Genomic DNA, 17,323 nt, shown 5'->3' with positions numbered 1-17,323 from the left:
ACAGATCTGAGGTTAATTAAGTAACAATGACTGTGTTTGTGCTGTTGACTCGTTTAAGGCCAGAGTAATTACAAATAAACGGAGTTTTCGAGAAGGTTTATAGCGCTCAATAAAGAAGCGCTGTAAGTAGCACCAAATTAATGGAAATTAATACGGCTATGCCAATACGTAATCGAAGGTTCCACTTTGTCAGTTGAAGCACACTTTGATTGCGCTTTTTTAATTCGGCCTTGCACAGTCTATGTTCAGACGTAATGCGGTCATAACGAGACACCGCTTGGGCGAGCTCACGACTTTGCGTTGTTACAGTGTGTTGCATGTTTTGTATGCGAATACGCTGTTGACTGAGCTGTTGTTGCAACTGGCTTCGGTATCTGAGCAACTGAATTGATAGTCGTTGCAATCGACTGACATGTCGTTCTAAGCGTTTGTTTATACGAGCCAATGTGGATATTTTTAACTGCGATTGCGCTTTTATTTGTGTGAATTTTCTGAAAAAACAGGTGTATAGGGCTTTATACCGACATCGTTGTAACTTGAGGTGCTGGTTCTTTTCTCTCAGCGCTGTTAGTTTGCTGTCATGTTTAAAAAAACGATGCTGGAACAAGGATATGATGTGCTTTGTGGAATGCGGGTTTTTGGCTATGGGGGTGAGTGCGTGTACAGGCTTTATTGTCGTATTTGGTGTCATTGTTTGATCCTTTAAACTGAGTTTGACGCTATAAAATGAACTTTACATTGAGGTAATCGTTCATTACATACCCCCATTGTATATGTGCTTGCTGACCTAACACTTAATAGATACCCGTGGCGTAAAAAGGCGTTATTTTTTTCTTGTTTTCATGATGTAGTGTTCACATAGTTGTGCACATGCGACATCAGTTACAGGGTTTTGACTGCTGCTGGCACGGATCAAGACAATATCAATAATAGGTAAAGCTGGTAGCGTGTCACATGTTAGAGGTGTTAGGTCCCCAATACTGAGCTGCGCCATAGCACCAATGGCAAGCCCACTTCTGACAATACCGCGTTGTGCGCTTGCACTGCCACTACATGCAATGATTTCAAAAGCACGGTTTTGTTTATGTAGCCCGTCGGTTGCGGCTTGGTGAAAGCGACAATCGCGTTGGAATATGGCAATCGGTAATGGGGTTTTACTGCGGGCGTTAAACTCTGGATTGTGTGTCCATACACCAGGGCTTGACTCTAATTTATAGCCCTCTTCTATGTCTGAACCCCGCGTAATGATCCCTAAGTCGAGATGACCGCTGTCGATCATAATTTTGACTCTGTTGCTGGGTGTACAAGTGATTTGTAAATCGAGGTGTGGCCAATAGGCGTGAAGCAAAGAAACAAGTATTGGTAATACTGATTCAGCATAATCATCAGGGCACCCCAAGCGCAGTAATGTGCTTGGCTGAGCTGTATTCATTTGTTGTAACGTTTCGTCATGTAATTGCACTAACTGTTTAGCGTAGCGCGCAAATATTTGGCCATCGTGTGACAGGTTGAGCAGTCTGCCTTGTTTTTGAAAGAGTGTTTTATTTAAATCTTTCTCCAACTTTTTCATCTGCATACTGATGGCTGATTGTGTTCTGTGAACTTGCTTTGCCGCACGCGTAAAGCTGCCTGTTTCGACAAAAGCGAGAAAACTTCTTAATGCATCAATATCCATAACATTTATTAATCTATTAGATATGTTGATAGGTTATATCAAAATAATCCGTTAGTCAGTATCAAAAATAAGGGCTAAGTTAATAGCAACTTAAATAAGACAAGGTCAGGTTATGCAGCTATTTATAGGGAATAAAAATTATTCATCATGGTCATTGCGAGCATGGTTAATGCTCGCTAAATCAGGGGTTAACTTTAGCGAGGTAAAGCTTACTTTAGATACGCCTGAGTTTTACAAGCGACTTGAGAGTGTGACGCCTACTTTAAAGGTTCCCACGTTAATTGATAATGAGATAGCGGTATGGGATTCGTTGGCAATTTGTGAATATATCAATGATGCTTACATGTCAGGTGCTGGCTGGCCATCAGAACAGTTGATGCGAGCTAAAGCGCGTGCATTGGCGTGCGAAATGCATGCTGGCTTTAATGGCATTCGAAATGAAATGCCAATGAATATTCGTGCTACACGATACGTTGAGTTAAGTGAACAGGCTAAAAAAGACATCATGCGTGTAGAACAAATTTGGTGTGAGCAAATGCAAAAATTCACCGGACACGGCGATTGGCTATTTGGTCCGTGGTCTATCGTTGATGCCATGTTTGCGCCAGTGGCTTTACGCTTTAAGACTTATGGGATCACTTTGAATGAAGATGCATCACGCTATATGGAAACAGTGTTAAATTGTTCTGAGTTACAATGTTGGATAGCCGATGCACTCAAAGAAACTGATATTGTTGCGATTGATGAGGCGGGCAAAGAGCGGGAGTTATAATATGAAAACAGTAGGCTTAGTTGGCGGAATGAGTTGGGAGTCTACCGCCAGCTATTATCGAATAATTAATCAGCGTGTTAAAGCGTGTTTAGGTGGCTTGCACAGTGCGAAAATTGTGTTGAATAGTGTTGATTTTGCAGAGGTAGCAGCTATGCAACAAGCTGGCGACTGGCAGTTAAGTGCTGAATTGTTAAAAAGCTCAGCACGTAGCTTAGAGGCCGCTGGTGCGCAGTGTATTATGATTTGTACGAATACCATGCACAAAGTGGCAGATGAAGTCGCAGCGACGGTGTCTTTGCCTTTAATACATATAGTAGACGCGACAGCGCAGGTACTTATTGGCAAAGGCGTGTCCAAAGTTGCTTTACTTGGCACAAGGTTCACGATGAGTGAACCCTTTTATAAAACTAGGTTAGAGCAGCGAGGTGTTGATGTGGTTGTCCCCACCGATAACGAGCAGACAGTGATACATGATATTATTTATCAACAGTTATGTTTGGGTGATATTAGAGAGGATTCTAAACAACAGTATCTTGATATCATTAACTCATTACAACATCAGGGGGCGCAGGGCGTGGTGTTAGGCTGCACTGAAATAGGGTTATTAATCTCTCAGCAAGATACAGATATTCCATTGTTCGATACTGCTGAAATTCATGCCAATACTGCTGTAGAGTTTGCTTTAAGCTGATTGATTTAGTGCTCTGTTAGGTTATCATCAATGTAACTTGCCTTGTTAAATTTGAACTATGGACGCGTCACCCAATCAGCATATTCAAGCCATTGTGCAAACAATTAAATCAGAAGAACAGCGAGTACGGTCGAAATATTCCATTTTAGCTTATCAAGATATACTTGGACTGCTGTTTTTACTACTATCTTTGTCAGGTATGTTAGGCGTGGCATGGTTGTATTTTATCTCATATCTTCCTGCTTGGTTGAGTATATTTATTATCGCGCTGCTGACATCGGTCGCACACGAAATAGAACACGATTTGATCCACAGGTTGTATTTTAAACGACACCCCTTGGCCCATAATTCGATGATGTTGATAGTGTGGTTAATGCGACCAAATACTGTGAACCCTTGGTATCGACGAACGATTCATTTACAGCACCATAAAGTGTCGGGAACTGAGCAAGACATAGAGGAGCGTTTGGTTGGAAATGGGGCTAAAAATCCCATACTTAGATTTATCTCAATTGTTGATGGCTTATTAGGGTTAATGCTCTCTCGAAAGCAATTTAAAAAAGAAATAGACGGGTTTAAGTTTTTTACAATTTTCAATGCTGGGTTTCCGATTACCACCGCATACTTTTTTGTTTTGTATGGCTTTGTTACTTTTCATAGTATTGCTTGGTGGTTACCAGGAAGCACCACTTATCCCGAATGGGTAGTAAGTGGGATGGCGTGGATTGATTTTTTCATGGTGGTTTTAATTGCTCCGAATATCATTCGATCTTCAAGCCTGAACTTTATTACGTCATCTATGCATTATTATGGTGGGGTGCGTAATATGTTACAGCAGACGCAAGTACTTACCCATGGGTATTTGCGCCATTCCAGTTATTTTGCTTTAATTTTGGTTACACACACACCATACATCACTTTTTACCCAATCAACCTTTTTATATCAGGCAATTAATTAGTCGGCGAATATTGCCGATTATGAAACGTCATGGTGTACGTTTTAATGATATTCACAGTCTTAAGCGGGCTAACTTTTACCATGGGACAGAGGTAGTACCAATCAAACGTCAGTAACATGATTATTAACCTAAACCTTTCCAAGGTTTCAGCAGGAGACTAGATAAAATTTACACTATACTTTGATGAATGATAGCTGGGTCTAAATTAGGGGCAACTACATTATTTATATATTCATGGTGTAATTTTGTCAGCGTCTATGGAATAGGGTGGGTAACTTGAATAAGCTAGCTATTGTTTTTTTTGCGTGTTTTACACATTTTTTGCTGGTTCAACTTGGCAGTCAGTTTTTAGTTCCTTTCGGGTATACGAGTGTTATCTGGCCTGCAACGGGGGTTGCGCTCGGGCTATATTTATTAAAAGGTTGGCCAGTTTTGGTTGGCGTTTTTATCTCTTTGCTTTTATCACTTCCGCAAGACTCTTTAATCGCAAGTTTACCAACAGAAGCAGCTTATATTCTGGCCGTGTTGAGTACGGCACAGCTCGTTGTTAGTCGTCAGTTAGTTTTACGGTTTTCTCAAGTCCCTGTTCGAATTTCAGTGCCTTTTGAAATCATTAAATTCTTATTGCTCACAGGGCCCGTCGCCATGTTACTTGGCGGCGCCACAATTTATTTGATGTTGTCTTATTACTTAGAGCTGCCGCAGCAAACACTACTGTATATTGGCGTGACAAAATGGGTGGGGGATTTTTTTAGTGTCGTACTATTAACGCCTGTGTTCTTGTTTTTACACCCCAATATATTTGTTAAAAAAGCACGAAAAGCATCGGCGGCGATTATTACCAGTTTGTTTTGCTTTTCTGTTATTTGTTTTGTCTATTTTGTATCAAGTAATAACTTTAATCGCGATCAAAAGCAACAATTTGTGAATGGGACAGTATCTTTTGTTGAGCAGATAAACAGTACTCAATCAACCATTAAGTTGTATTTAAAAGCACTTGAGGCGTACTTTCAGGCCAGTGAGCAGGTCACGAAAGAGGAATTCAGTGCGTTCACTTCTATTATTCAAAATACAACGGTTAGAGTCAGGGCGATTGGTTGGATCCCATTAATTACACAACAAACGCGCGCTCAGTTTGAGTCAAATATGCAAAAGTTGTATACAAAGCCGTTGCATATTAAACAACAAGTATCAACAGGCTTCAAAAAGTCGCCACAGCAGCCTTACTATCTACCCATTTATTATACTTACCCATTAGATGAGAATCAGGCGGTGATAGGGCTGGATGTCTCTACCCATCCCTTTGCAGGTAAAACGATTAAGCAGGCTATTGTGGCTAAAGATTTTGCAGTTACCGATATTTTTGCGTTAGTACAACAGCAAGATAAAACCGATGGCGTTGTTGTTTACTATCCTATTTTTAAAAAAGCGACGCCACCAAGCTTAGCGTCTTTAATTGGCTTTGTTGAAGTGGTACTGGAATTGAAGCTGTTATTGGATCCGATATATACCGTAGATAGAGAAGGGATATTTACATATCAAATTAGCTTTGGGGATGGAAATGTGTTTTCTCACCCCAGTTATGAGTCGGAACATTTTATTGCCCATAATGTGATATTTAATTTGTTTAATAAACAAGGGGTTATTAGGTTTTCTAGTTCTGATAGCTTCGCTGTTAATTTGATTAATTGGGTCGACTTTATCATCGTCTTTGTGGGTTGTTTATTGGGGGTGCTCTGCGTGATGTTTGTGTTTTTCATTGTGTCATTCAATACCAGTTTAGAAAAAAAAGTGAAAGCAAGCACGCATGAGTTAACTAAGAAAAACCATGAATTAATAGTAGCAAATGACACAAAAAATTTATTTTTAGCCAATGTCAGCCATGAATATCGGACGCCATTGAATGCCATTATTGGGTTTACTGAATTGGCGAGTAAAGAGACTGAAGACCATATTGCACTAGATTACCTCGCGCGGATCAGTGATGCATCGGTAATCCTATTAAGTACGGTAAATGACGTACTAGATTTTTCAAAAATGCAGGCTGGCCAGTTGGACCTTGATTCAAAAGTCTTTAAGCCTGAAGAAGTCACGACCTCCGTGATTGGCATGCTGTCACATTTGGCGGCTGAAAAGTCGATTAAGATAGAATTTAATCACGATGGGCAGTATGGCAAATGGGTTGAAGGTGATGAACTTCGTTTTAAGCAGATATTAATTAACTTATTGAATAATGCTCTTAAATTTACGCCTAAGGGGAGTATTAGGCTTGACTGTCACTGTAGAGACCAAGGTGACGATAGACTGCTAACCATAAAAGTGATTGATACGGGGATTGGTATTAAAGTCGAGGATCAATTGCGTCTATTTAATGCATTTGCACAAGCACAGAGTTCGACAACGCGAAATTATGGGGGAACAGGTCTTGGGCTTTCGATTGTTAAACAACTTTGTATATTAATGCGGGGTGAAATCTCAGTCGAAAGTCAAGAAGGGGTCGGCAGCGAGTTTACGGTTGTTTTAAAGCTTAAAATACATAACGAAACGGAGTATTCGAGATTATCCGCAGAGCAAATAGCGCGCGCAGCTACTGAGCAATGCGACCACTATAAAGACATGAAGGTGTTGGTTGTTGAAGACAATAAAATTAACCAAATTGTAGTACAAAAACACCTACTGAATTTAGGGCTTGGATGTGACTTTGCAAATGATGGTCAACAGGCCCTTGAATACTTAAAGGTACAGCAGCCAGATATCATTTTGATGGATTTACAAATGCCAGTAATGGATGGCTTTACCGCCTCTAAATATATAAAGAATGATGAGAATCTCAAGCATATTACAATCGTGATCCTAAGTGCGAGCGTGGGTAAAGAAGAGAAACAGCAAGCTGCATTGTTAGGTATTAAAGACTTTATTCATAAGCCTTATGAACAAAGTGATTTGGAGCGGGTACTTGTAAAGTATGCGCATTAAATCGATTTTATGTTGGATTGCGCACAGCCCCAACTTTAGTTAGGGGCTTGAAAGGCCGACTCTAAGAGTGATAACCGCTGATGCTCGCAGTCTATTTTAATAGTAACACCCAGCGGTAGTATCATCTGTGGGTCGGTATGGCCAAAATCAAGGTTACATACAATTGGCAAATGAGGGCAATTGAATTCATCTTTAATAACGCTCTGTACTGTGTTGATTAAACTCGCTTGCTCGGCCTTACTATAATCTCGAGGTCTGCCAATCATCAACCCGGATAATTGTTGCAGTGCGCCCATCACACCGTAGTTTCTCAACCAGTACTGTACATAGTCAATGCTTGGTTTTTCTTGTGATGTTTCTAGAAAAAGCACTTTTGTATGCCAAAATTCAGGTGCGGGCCAGTATTGTGTGCCTTTGAGCATTTCGAGTACTTCGATACATCCACCAAATAGTTGGCCTGTGGCACATCCTTCACCTTGCACAAAAATAGGGCCAGAATTATTTATCGGTTCTGATAGCGCTCCACATTGTGAGGGATTTTGCCAATCAGGGTAGCCGTGGTAATAATGTGAAAATACTGGTAACACTTGCTCTGTTGGTGGTGATAGCAATTGCGTTGATACATAGTGTTGATATTCAGCACTGTGGTTGTGTAGCTGGGCAAACCCCGCCATAACCGAAGGACCATTGAACGTGACCAATCCATGCTGATTTAGGTACGTTGTGAGGGTGGTGGTATCTGAATACCCCATGAAAAGCTTTGGTTTTGCTGTGATGATGTCCATATCTAAATAGCGCAATATACGTGCAGAATCAGAGCCACCAATCGTCGCAATAATGCCACCTACTTGGGGGTTAGCAAATGCGTCATTAATGTCAGCGGCGCGCATTTCGGGGTTTGTAAACAACGTGCTATCAGGTGCTGTGGCACTGGGGTACTCTATGATGTTAAACCCCATTGCCTTGAGGTTTTTAAGACCTTGCTGATAAATATGGGGGAATACAGAAGGTCCACCCCAAGAAGGGGATAAAACAGCGATGGTTGCACCTTGAGTGAGTTTATTTGGCTTAATGGCTTTAATTTTATTCATGGGCTGCTCCTTAGCATTTTATAACTAAGTCAGTAACACATCTATGGCAGGTTACTAGTGATATGAGGTGGATTTATGTTGCCAGAGCAAAGAAGGACTCTTTGCTCTATGTCTTTGTGTTTAAAACGATATAAACAGAATCAGCCGATCCGGTGAGGCGGAATATCTGATTTAAGTAAGTGACTATTTTCTAAATAGAGTACTCCCTGATATACACTTTCGCCATCAGAGCTAAACTCGAACATAAATTGGCTTTTGATACCGGGTTTACCGTTTCGTAAAATACCCAAACGTCGTTTTTGGCAGGCTACACTTAATAACTGCACTTGCAGTCGCTCAGCTTGACGTTCAGCATGCTGTTTAGCTGATTCGGCAAATTGACGACTAAACCAAAAAAACGCAATCACCGCGCCTGTGAGTATTAAAATCCAAAGTGTTGCCATTTACGAAAATAACCTACCAATTGCTCGCGATAATGTTTCGCTGCGATTTTCTGCTCTTAGAATACTTAAAACATGAGGGCGTAGGCTTGGAATTGCAACCAAATCGGCAAAAATACTTGTAAATAAACCATCAACTTGGGTGTTGTGTGCGGCTTTATCTAATAGAATAAACAATCGGCTCTGTTCACGAAATGCAGACCAACAACGGCCGGTTAAAGTTAGCAGTACATCGGCTTCATTGGCGAGTTCATCGGCCAGTATTTGGTCAACCGTCTGCAGTAATAGTCCCTGGGCTTTGCTGGCAGATAATGCTCTTAAATTACAAATAAGTACGTCGAGTTGCTTATTTTTAAGGGCGGTTATGCAGTCTTTGTAAAGGAGTTCACTGAATTGCGTGTTGCCAGCAACGTGCTCAAGCATAGCGCTGAGAGGCTGTTTTACAGGCATTGGTAATGATGACCATGAAGCATTCAGGTGCTCGGCATTTTTACCGTGATCTAATCGAAAAGCAAAATCAGCCAAGCCTTGTACAGCTAAAGTTTGCCATGCATCTTCAGGTAAGTTACCAGCAAAGTAGTGTTCGGCATATTCATAGTATTGTGATGCTGGGCGGTTTATTTCACGTTTTAATAGTGCGTTAAAAGCGGCCAATTTATTCGCATTTGGTGTAAACACATAAGGATTATTATCTAGTTTACCTTGTGCTTGTTCCCCAGTAATTTCAGTACCAAGTGCTTCTACTACCATGTTGGCGAAATGATCCCGGCTGGCAGCAACGAGCTTACTTTGTTCATCAAGTGGAAACTTTAAAAACCAAACATAAGGGTCTAACGTCGCATTGTTATCCCAAAACTGTATCGCCAAGAAGGCATGCCCTGCTAAAGGGTATGGATACGGCGTTGAGGTACTTTCAATCTGCGCAAACTGTTTTTTGTCTAATTTTGTGATCCTGCGGCCAATGTCATAAGCCCGCCACTGAGTGCCTGCGGCTGAAAGTAATTCACCAAGAGTTGAGATTTGCGCTGTCATAATTCATGCTAGTTAGGGAATATGGCCAGATTATACCTGCAATTTACAGCGCTGATAAGCTTGTGTTGGGGAATGCCCTATTGCGCGGGTATAATCATTGAATTATGTATAAAAATGAATCTCTGATAAGAGCAAATAATGTCAAAGAATACCCAAGTTAATGAATTACTCAGACGATTAACCCGTGTATTAATCGATGCGCAGCTTTGGCAGTTAACGCCAATTGAGCCAAAAAAATTGCTGTCTTCAGAGCCCTTTTGTTGTGATACTTTGCAATTTGAACAGTGGTTACAGTTTGTGTTTATTCCTAAACTACAGCAGTTATTGGATGCACGTTCACCTTTACCAACTAAGGTGTCTATTGCGCCAATGGCTGAGGTGCATTTCTCGGATCATGCTTGTTTTTTATCATTACACACAGTAATTAGTGAACTTGATGACACATTGAGCGGGAGTTAGGGCGTGTTAGAAATTATTTTTCAAGATGAAAACTATGTCGCAATAAACAAACCTTCAGGGTTACTGGTACATCGTTCCTTACTCGATAAAAGAGAAACACAGTTTGCGGTACAAATGCTACGAGACCAACTCGGGCAGCATGTGTTCCCCGTACACCGTTTAGATAGGCCAACATCTGGTGTATTACTTTTCGCGCTGAGCTCCGAAGCAGCCCGTGATATGAACCAAATATTCATTGAGGGTCATATTGAAAAACGGTATCTGGCGTTAGTACGTGGCTTTGCGCCGCACTCGACATTTGTAGACAGGCCGTTAAAAGAAGAGCTTGATAAAATAGCTGATAAATTTGCAGATCAAGATAAAGCCCCACAAGAAGCACAAACTCAGATCAATTGCTTGCATCAAGCAAGCCTACCCATCCCATTTGGTAAATATCCAACAATCCGCTATTCCTTGGTAGAGTGCTTTCCTAAAACAGGCAGAAAACACCAGATACGTCGACATTTAAACTATTTAGCACACCCGATCCTCGGCGATGTAAATCATGGTGATAATAAGCAGAATCATTTTTTCATTGAGCATTTTGAATATCGACGCTTAATGTTGTTTGCAAGTTCGTTAAAATTTATCCATCCTTATACTCAAGAAACCGTAACTATAAAAGCCAAGTTGGGTGAGCAGATGCTTGATATTTGTGCGCAACTGGGCTGGCCTAATCAAGAGAAGGATTATGAGTAATGGCAGTCGTATCAATTTTTGTTGGAAGTATGTATGGCAACGCGGATAATTTAGCCGCAGAAGTTAAAAAATTTTTAGTCGCGCAGGGCCATGAGGCCGAGGTGTTTGACAGTGGCGCTCTCAAACAGGTGAAGCAAGCTGACAATATATTATTTGTCTCTTCGACCACTGGCGCGGGGGATATCCCAGATAATTTAGAGCCGCTTATTACCCAAATGCAAAGCAAGTCACCTATGCTGACGGGAAAAAAAGTGGGTGTGATCGCCTTAGGTGACAGAAGCTATGGTGAGACATTTTGCGGTGCAGGTAAACACATAGAGCAGGTAGTAAAGGAGTTAAATGCTACGGTGTTAAAGCCGCGTTTAGATGTTGATGCGGGCGAGTACTTTGAGCCGTGGGAACCCGTTGAGCCTTGGTTAGCAAGTTGGCAGCAATGGCTATAAATTCAGCAGAGTTTACCGTATGAAAAAGGCACGAGGTAGCGTGCCTTTTGTATTTATTCGCGTCAGTTAAGTACGCTTCACGTCCACCTTGAGCTTTAACTTTTGGCCTGGGTGTAAATATTTTTGACCGGCAAGGTTATTCCATTTGACGATTTCTTTGACGGTTAGGCTAAATTTACTGGCAATGCGAGCAAGTGAATCACCACGACGTACTTTGTACGTAATGGTGCGTGTGGTACTGACTAAACCACTTTTAGGCTTGTTATTGGTATTTTGATAAACTGTGAGCTTTTGGCCTAAACGTAATACCGACTGAGCTTTAAGCTTATTCCAGCTGGCCAGCTGTTTTATGGTGACATCATATTCTCGGCTTATATCCCACAAGGTGTCACCGCTCTTAACCATGTGTGTTTTTTTACTCTGTTTATTTTTATTTACTGCCATTCTGACTTGTGATGGTAAGTGTTCACTTTTTAGTTCACCTTCACTTAATGGCACGAGAAGTTTTTGACCAATACGAATGATATGGCTATCTAGCTTGTTAAGAGATTGGATAGCACTAGAGCTGGTCGAAAATTTTTGTGCGATAACCGATAAGGTATCGCCTTTTTTCACCGCGTAGTGTTGCCATCTTAAACGATCTTTCGCCGAGGTTGAGGCAAGCTTTTCTTTGAACGATTCTATCTTATCGGCTGGTAACAATAATATTTGTGGCCCATCAGGGTCGGTGGCCCAACGATTAAAGCCTGGGTTGAGTCGGTATAATTCGGTTAGTGTAATATCAGCCATATCAGCGGCGAGGGCTAAATCAATCTGAGAGCCTACGTCAATGGTATCAACTACTTGCGCATTGATTATGGGGTTCCATGTCACCTTAAATTCATCTTGGCGCTTTAACAAGTCTGAAAGGGCTAATAGCTTAGGCACATAGGCTGTTGTTTCACTTGGTAAATCGAGTGACCAAAAATCAGTGGGAAGGTGCTTTTTACGGTTTTTACGAATGGCCCTTAATAGGCGACCTTCACCTGAATTATAGGCAGCAATGGCGTTAAGCCAGTCACCTTCTAAGGTTTTGTGTAAATAAGTTAAATAGTCTAGCGCGGCGCGAGTAGACTGCACAATGTCTCGACGACCGTCATACCACCAGTTTTGCTTTAAGTTAAAGCGTTCGCCCGTTTGTGGCATAAATTGCCAAATACCTGATGCACTGCGATGCGAGTAACCAAATGGGTCAAATGCACTTTCTACGATGGGCAGCAATGCGATTTCAATGGGTATTTCACGCTTTTCGACTTCTTCAACGATGAAGTATAAATAAGGCTCAGCACGTTTTGATATCCTATCTAAATAACGCTGGTGGCGCTGATAATAGTTACGTTCGGCAACCACTGGCCTATTTTGAGGAACATCAATAGACAGCTGATAACGAATACGTTCCCAGACATCATCAAATACAGGAGGTGGCTCATCTACTTCAATTGGCTCTTGAATGGCGCTTTGTAAGGTGTCGCTTATTTCACTTGGGCTAGCTGCATTAGTTAACACAAGAGCCGTTTCGGGCGCCTCAGATGTTGACGTTAAAGTTTGGCAGCCACTCAACAAGGCAAGTAGTGCAATTAAAATAGGTGATTTAGTCATATTTCTTTATTATATATTTGGGCAAAAACCCGCCAATATTACCTGTAAAAAGCCTAAGTTTAAAGGGCTGCCTTGATTGTGACTCGTCTAAAATTCATCTTTCCAAGCGCGTATTGCTGAGAAATTATCCCATGGGCGTTGCGTATCGCAGGCTAAATGGGGAGGAAGTTGGTGACACATATGGGCCAAGTTAGCACGTAAAAAAGGATTGATCTGTCGCTCGAGGCCAAAATTAGTGGGCAAACTTGGGAGGCCTTTAGCGCGTTGTGTTGTTACCCACGCTATGTGCGCTTTAATATCATCATTGTTTGGTTCAACGGCAGCCGCAAATGCCAAGTTTGCCGAGGTATATTCATGAGTACAATAGATGAGGGTGCTATCACTAAATTGTGAGAACTGCTGAAATGAATGCCACATTTGCTCAGCGCTGCCTTCAAAAAGTCGCCCACAGCCAGCGCTAAATAGGGTATCACCAGTGAAGCACAGGGTATTATTGGTATAACAGATATGATCTAAGGTATGGCCAGGTGTACGGATTATCGTTAATGATAACGTCATGATATGGATCGTATCACCGGCATCAAGTGGGTGGGTGATCCCACTAAACTTTGACTGGGTAGGGCCATAAACAGTGATCCCTGAGAAAACATTAACGAGCTCTGCGACGCCATTGGTATGATCCCAGTGATGATGCGTGATCAAAATACCCGCAAGTGTGGCATCATGTTGCTTCAGATAAGAAAGTACAGGTTCGGCTTGACCTGGATCCACAACCCACACCTGATTTTCTGTTGTATCTCGAATCGCCCAGATGTAATTGTCATCAAACGCATTGATTGGCTCTACTTGCACCATAGTAAATTGCTCTATAAAGTGAACGTTAGCAATAGTATAGCGAGCAAGCTCTAGCGATGAAACCAGCATTAAGTTTTCAACAAGGCCCTAAACCACTCGATTGGAAAGATTTTCCTCATGGCGATTACGTGCGCGGTGGCATTGAACGGCGAATGGGCAAGTGGCTTACTCGGATGTTCGGTTATCATATGTTAAAGCTGGGGGGGTTGAGTGGTCAGCTTGATACCTCAAAAAGTGCCATTAAACACCAAGTGTGTGTGGCGCCTTTATCGCAAAAGCATGTGGGAGTGGTGGCTGAAATTGATGAACTGCCTTTCTCAGAGCATAGTGTTGATGCCTGCATATTGAGCCATTGTTTAGAATATCACTCAGACCCACATCATATTTTACGTGAAGCACATCGTACTTTAATCCCCGGTGGATATATTGTTATTTCTGGGTTTAATCCTTTCAGTCTATGTGGGTTGGCTAATTGTTTACCATTTAGCGGGGAAAAACTGCCTTGGTCTGGCCGTTTCTTTACCCCTGCTCGAGTTAAAGATTGGCTTGATTTACTTGGTTTTGAAATACTGGCTGATGAGCGCTTTATTCATGCCTCGTTGGCCCGCGGTAGTCGATTATCTCGTTTTGCCCCTTGGCGTCATTTTTGCCGTCATTATTTAAAACCGATGGGAAGCTGTTATTTATTGGTTGCGAGAAAACGAGTCGCGCCTTTAACGCCGATAAAACCTAAGTGGCATGCTCGGCCAAAGTGGGCACCCGCAGTAAAAAATGCGCGGGTAAGGCAAACACGTCAGTCGATGCCAGATGAACATTAACGCTCTGGTTGGTAACCATCATCAGGAAGTAAGTTATCAGCAGATGCGGCATCACGGGCCAGATCGTCAACCAGTTCATTGTATTTATTACCACTGTGACCTTTTACCCACTTCCATTCAATAGTGTGACGTTGACATGCAGCGTCTAAGCGTTTCCATAGGTCTACGTTTTTAACAGGCTTTTTGGCAGAGGTTTGCCAATTGCGCTTTTTCCAGTTTGTCACCCATGACTCGATCCCTTGTTTTACATATTGGCTATCTGTATACAATATGACGTCACATGGTCGCTTTAGTGTTTCAAGTGCAACCGTTGCTGCGAGCATTTCCATCCGGTTATTGGTGGTGAGTTGATAACCTTGGCTCGCTTCTTTTTCATGGCCTTGATAGCGCATATAAACGCCATAACCACCGGGGCCTGGATTACCTAAACATGACCCATCAGTATAAATCTCTACGGTTTTTTGCACGAATTGACCTGTTTTTATGTAGAATAAAGATATTAAACGCTAACAATAGCAAAGTTAGGTTACTGACGATATGTTAAAAAGACAAATAGTCCTAGATACAGAAACAACGGGTATCGACCCTAAATCGGGTCACCGCATTATAGAAATAGGGTGCGTTGAGCTGGTAAATCGACGTTTAACGGGTAATAACTTTCATGTTTATATCAACCCTCAAAGGAGCATTGAAGAAGAAGCAATTGATGTCCATGGTATAACGAATGAATTTTTAAAAGGTAAGCCGCTTTTTAAAGATGTTGCTCAAGAGTTTTTTGAGTTTATTAAAGGAGCTGAATTAGTGATCCATAATGCACCGTTTGATGTTGGGTTCATGGATCATGAGTTTGCTTTATTGAATCAGGGTTACCCACTGACACACGAATACTGTGAAGTGCTTGATACTTTAGTAATGGCAAGGGATTTACACCCAGGTCAAAAAAATAACCTCGATGCATTATGTCGTCGTTACGATATAGATAACGCGAAGCGAACGCTGCACGGCGCTTTACTGGATTCAGAGATACTGGCTGATGTGTATTTAGGCATGACCGGTGGGCAAAAGATGCTAAATTTAGCTTCTGGAAATGAAAAAGGCAGTCAAAACCAACAAGGAGACATAATTAGATTAAGTTCAGATAGACAACCTCTTAAAGTTATTATGGCAAATGCCGATGAAGTGGTTGCACACGAAGAACGCTTAAAGGTGGTTAATAAAGATGGCGAGACTATTTGGCAGCAATAATAATGAGGTAAACTATGAAGCGATTAATTGTAGCGGTGTTGCTGGCAATCATTGGGTTTAGTGCAGTCGCGCTGCCGTCTATAACGCTGTTGCAGCGCAATGGAAAAATTAACGAAATCCCACTGTTAGACAATCGCTTTCGTATTGATCACAAAGTCGACAAGATCACATTACTCTTTTTTCGAACCCGAGGTGCGCCAGCTGTTGTGCTAGTAAAGCCTGATGGTAGTAAGCTATATGCACCACAAGCCCTTAAAAATGAAAAGCTAGATTGGTTTGATGAATCAAGCTACGACCTTATTACGATTTCAGACCCAACCCCTGGTCCTTGGCAAGTAGTCGGCAGTATTCAACCAAACAGCCGAATTATGGTACTAGGGGAAATAGAACTGCATATTGATCCATTGCCTCCATTACTGTTTCGAGGAGAAACTTTAAAGGTAAGCGGAAAAGTCACCAATGATGGAAAACCGATTCAAGTGGGCTACTTTCGTGACGTGGTGAGTTTATTTGTTGAGTTTATCAGTACTAATAATGGCAGTTACGCGAATTTTGGCGCGGGTACGCAAAGTGTGACGGAATTTAGAGATGATGGCCGTGAGTTTGATGAGCGGCCTATGGACGGAATTTTCACCGGTGAGTTTAAACTCAGCTTTCCAGCAGGGGAATGGCAGCCCGAATTCTTTATTGAAACGCCTGTATTAAAGCGCCGTGTCGTTAAAGAGCCACTCATCATTGCCGAGCCTCCTTTTACGTATCAGTTAGAGTTAGGTGCTAATAAAGACTTAGAGCATGAACTTACACTGCATATTGATCCTGATATTGTGAAACCGGACACGGTGATATTTCAAGGAAAGATTTTTTATCCCAACGGTGAAGAGCAAATGTTTACCTTAAATGAAAAAGAAAGATTGTATAGAAAGGTTATGATTGAAAATTATGATTGGGGTAGGTACAGCATTGAATTATCGGCATTTGGGGAAAATGTGAACGGCCGAGAGTTTATGGCGACGTTGCCGATGTATAAATTTGAAATTGAACGACCAATTGAAAAGGTACCAGAGTTACTAATGGCGGACAAAAAATCTGCTATGGATCAAGTCGTGCCTGAAATTGTAGAAAACTCGATGAGCACGAGCACGATGATCATCATCATTACACTCGGAAATGTGGTGGTTTTATTAATTGGTTGGTTGGCGATCCGTATTTTTGTACAAAATAAACCCATTAAATTTGCCTTTAAGTTACCTTTATTTAAGAAAAAGTCAGATATTGAAAGTGATAACTTGGAAGTTGAGAATGAAAAGCGTGACGCGAATGGCTCAAAAAATGTTAAATCAGGTGATATTTTGAACCTTTCGATGTCAGATGACTAAAAAAGCGAGAAAATTACAAAAAAACTGTTGACTCTAAAGGGGTCCATTCGTATTATTCACGCCGCTGTCAGGGAGCAACCTAACAGCAAGAATAATGCGGAGTGGTAGTTCAGTT

At 41.6% G+C, this 17,323-nt stretch carries 17 protein-coding genes and 1 pseudogene; 10 read left to right on the top strand and 8 right to left on the bottom strand.

The genetic code is table 11. The features are described 5' to 3' along the window. Positions 1–106 precede the first annotated feature (106 nt). Positions 107–691 (bottom strand): hypothetical protein, encoded by a 585-nt coding sequence (locus CWC18_RS20000; protein ID WP_138675970.1) that lies wholly within the window; start codon positions 689–691, stop codon positions 107–109. A 132-nt stretch (positions 692–823) separates the two neighbouring features. Beyond that, the gene (locus CWC18_RS19995) at positions 824–1,675 is read right to left on the bottom strand and encodes a LysR family transcriptional regulator (RefSeq protein ID WP_138675969.1); all 852 of its coding nucleotides are present in this window, start codon (positions 1,673–1,675) and stop codon (positions 824–826) included. 112 nt (positions 1,676–1,787) lie between these two features. On the opposite strand from CWC18_RS19995, the gene CWC18_RS19990 reads away from it, so the two are divergent. The 4 genes and pseudogenes from CWC18_RS19990 to CWC18_RS19975 all read left to right on the top strand — a co-directional run bounded on the left by CWC18_RS19990 (position 1,788) and on the right by CWC18_RS19975 (position 7,073). After that, entirely contained in the window at positions 1,788–2,447 is a 660-nt protein-coding gene (locus tag CWC18_RS19990; RefSeq protein WP_138593167.1) for a glutathione S-transferase family protein, read from the top strand. Position 2,448: 1 nt separating this feature from the next. Then, positions 2,449–3,138 (top strand): aspartate/glutamate racemase family protein, encoded by a 690-nt coding sequence (locus tag CWC18_RS19985; protein WP_138675968.1) that lies wholly within the window; start codon positions 2,449–2,451, stop codon positions 3,136–3,138. A 58-nt stretch (positions 3,139–3,196) separates the two neighbouring features. Then, positions 3,197–4,212 (top strand): annotated as a pseudogene (locus CWC18_RS19980) (fatty acid desaturase). Positions 4,213–4,373: 161 nt separating this feature from the next. Next, positions 4,374–7,073 (top strand): CHASE domain-containing protein, encoded by a 2,700-nt coding sequence (locus tag CWC18_RS19975; RefSeq protein WP_171041175.1) that lies wholly within the window; start codon positions 4,374–4,376, stop codon positions 7,071–7,073. A 35-nt stretch (positions 7,074–7,108) separates the two neighbouring features. On the opposite strand, the gene CWC18_RS19970 is transcribed toward CWC18_RS19975, so the two are convergent. From CWC18_RS19970 to CWC18_RS19960, 3 genes are all read right to left on the bottom strand, one after another. After that, the gene (locus CWC18_RS19970; RefSeq protein WP_249930158.1) at positions 7,109–8,164 is read right to left on the bottom strand and encodes a S66 family peptidase; all 1,056 of its coding nucleotides are present in this window, start codon (positions 8,162–8,164) and stop codon (positions 7,109–7,111) included. A gap of 140 nt (positions 8,165–8,304) precedes the next feature. Next, a complete protein-coding gene (locus CWC18_RS19965) occupies positions 8,305–8,607 on the bottom strand; it encodes a DUF3301 domain-containing protein (protein ID WP_010364767.1) in 303 nt (100 codons plus the stop codon). Then, positions 8,608–9,636 carry a DUF3549 family protein gene (locus CWC18_RS19960; RefSeq protein WP_138675966.1) on the bottom strand — a complete coding sequence of 343 codons (1,029 nt, stop codon included), beginning with the start codon at positions 9,634–9,636 and terminating at the stop codon, positions 8,608–8,610. Positions 9,637–9,774: 138 nt separating this feature from the next. Here CWC18_RS19960 and CWC18_RS19955 point away from each other — a divergent pair, with 138 nt between their 5' ends. From CWC18_RS19955 to CWC18_RS19945, 3 genes are read left to right on the top strand one after another with little or no spacing between them, the layout of a single operon-like run. After that, entirely contained in the window at positions 9,775–10,095 is a 321-nt protein-coding gene (locus tag CWC18_RS19955) for a YqcC family protein (protein WP_138675965.1), read from the top strand. A 3-nt stretch (positions 10,096–10,098) separates the two neighbouring features. Then, complete coding sequence (gene truC, locus CWC18_RS19950) at positions 10,099–10,833, top strand: tRNA pseudouridine(65) synthase TruC (protein WP_138593181.1); 735 nt, start codon at positions 10,099–10,101, stop codon at positions 10,831–10,833. Then, a complete protein-coding gene (locus CWC18_RS19945) occupies positions 10,833–11,276 on the top strand; it encodes a flavodoxin domain-containing protein (protein ID WP_138675964.1) in 444 nt (147 codons plus the stop codon). Before truC ends, CWC18_RS19945 begins: the two co-directional genes overlap by 1 nt. Positions 11,277–11,342: 66 nt before the next feature. Here CWC18_RS19945 and CWC18_RS19940 read toward each other — a convergent pair whose 3' ends face one another. Together CWC18_RS19940 and gloB are read right to left on the bottom strand one after the other, a co-directional pair. After that, complete coding sequence (locus CWC18_RS19940; RefSeq protein WP_138593185.1) at positions 11,343–12,914, bottom strand: LysM peptidoglycan-binding domain-containing protein; 1,572 nt, start codon at positions 12,912–12,914, stop codon at positions 11,343–11,345. An 87-nt stretch (positions 12,915–13,001) separates the two neighbouring features. Continuing rightward, positions 13,002–13,769: a hydroxyacylglutathione hydrolase gene (gene gloB, locus CWC18_RS19935; RefSeq protein ID WP_138593198.1), complete on the bottom strand. Its 768-nt coding sequence runs from the start codon at positions 13,767–13,769 to the stop codon at positions 13,002–13,004. A gap of 56 nt (positions 13,770–13,825) precedes the next feature. Here gloB and CWC18_RS19930 point away from each other — a divergent pair, with 56 nt between their 5' ends. Beyond that, positions 13,826–14,587 carry a class I SAM-dependent methyltransferase gene (locus CWC18_RS19930; protein ID WP_138593187.1) on the top strand — a complete coding sequence of 254 codons (762 nt, stop codon included), beginning with the start codon at positions 13,826–13,828 and terminating at the stop codon, positions 14,585–14,587. Here the strand turns inward: CWC18_RS19930 and rnhA are convergent. After that, a complete protein-coding gene (gene rnhA, locus CWC18_RS19925) occupies positions 14,584–15,054 on the bottom strand; it encodes a ribonuclease HI (protein ID WP_138593189.1) in 471 nt (156 codons plus the stop codon). The genes CWC18_RS19930 and rnhA overlap by 4 nt on opposite strands. A gap of 70 nt (positions 15,055–15,124) precedes the next feature. Here rnhA and dnaQ point away from each other — a divergent pair, with 70 nt between their 5' ends. After that, on the top strand, positions 15,125–15,832 hold the full coding sequence (gene dnaQ, locus CWC18_RS19920; protein WP_138675963.1) for a DNA polymerase III subunit epsilon: 708 nt from the start codon (positions 15,125–15,127) through the stop codon (positions 15,830–15,832). 14 nt (positions 15,833–15,846) lie between these two features. Beyond that, the gene (locus CWC18_RS19915) at positions 15,847–17,208 is read left to right on the top strand and encodes a TIGR03503 family protein (RefSeq protein WP_138675962.1); all 1,362 of its coding nucleotides are present in this window, start codon (positions 15,847–15,849) and stop codon (positions 17,206–17,208) included. Positions 17,209–17,323 lie beyond the last annotated feature (115 nt).

Source organism: Pseudoalteromonas aurantia, from assembly GCF_005886875.1.
In the GTDB taxonomy this organism is placed as follows: domain Bacteria; phylum Pseudomonadota; class Gammaproteobacteria; order Enterobacterales; family Alteromonadaceae; genus Pseudoalteromonas; species Pseudoalteromonas aurantia_A.
This window is presented reverse-complemented; position numbering and strand designations above follow the sequence as displayed.

Excerpts from the sequence above, each read along its gene's own strand:
- CWC18_RS20000 (WP_138675970.1), bottom strand. The coding sequence starts at position 691 with ATGACACCAAATACGACAATAAAGCCTGTACACGCACTCACCCCCATA.
- CWC18_RS19995 (WP_138675969.1), bottom strand. The coding sequence starts at position 1,675 with ATGGATATTGATGCATTAAGAAGTTTTCTCGCTTTTGTCGAAACAGGC.
- CWC18_RS19990 (WP_138593167.1), top strand. The coding sequence starts at position 1,788 with ATGCAGCTATTTATAGGGAATAAAAATTATTCATCATGGTCATTGCGA.
- CWC18_RS19985 (WP_138675968.1), top strand. The coding sequence starts at position 2,449 with ATGAAAACAGTAGGCTTAGTTGGCGGAATGAGTTGGGAGTCTACCGCC.
- CWC18_RS19970 (WP_249930158.1), bottom strand. The coding sequence starts at position 8,164 with ATGAATAAAATTAAAGCCATTAAGCCAAATAAACTCACTCAAGGTGCA.
- CWC18_RS19965 (WP_010364767.1), bottom strand. The coding sequence starts at position 8,607 with ATGGCAACACTTTGGATTTTAATACTCACAGGCGCGGTGATTGCGTTT.
- CWC18_RS19960 (WP_138675966.1), bottom strand. The coding sequence starts at position 9,636 with ATGACAGCGCAAATCTCAACTCTTGGTGAATTACTTTCAGCCGCAGGC.
- CWC18_RS19955 (WP_138675965.1), top strand. The coding sequence starts at position 9,775 with ATGTCAAAGAATACCCAAGTTAATGAATTACTCAGACGATTAACCCGT.
- CWC18_RS19945 (WP_138675964.1), top strand. The coding sequence starts at position 10,833 with ATGGCAGTCGTATCAATTTTTGTTGGAAGTATGTATGGCAACGCGGAT.
- CWC18_RS19940 (WP_138593185.1), bottom strand. The coding sequence starts at position 12,914 with ATGACTAAATCACCTATTTTAATTGCACTACTTGCCTTGTTGAGTGGC.
- gloB (WP_138593198.1), bottom strand. The coding sequence starts at position 13,769 with ATGGTGCAAGTAGAGCCAATCAATGCGTTTGATGACAATTACATCTGG.
- CWC18_RS19930 (WP_138593187.1), top strand. The coding sequence starts at position 13,826 with ATGAAACCAGCATTAAGTTTTCAACAAGGCCCTAAACCACTCGATTGG.
- dnaQ (WP_138675963.1), top strand. The coding sequence starts at position 15,125 with ATGTTAAAAAGACAAATAGTCCTAGATACAGAAACAACGGGTATCGAC.
- CWC18_RS19915 (WP_138675962.1), top strand. The coding sequence starts at position 15,847 with ATGAAGCGATTAATTGTAGCGGTGTTGCTGGCAATCATTGGGTTTAGT.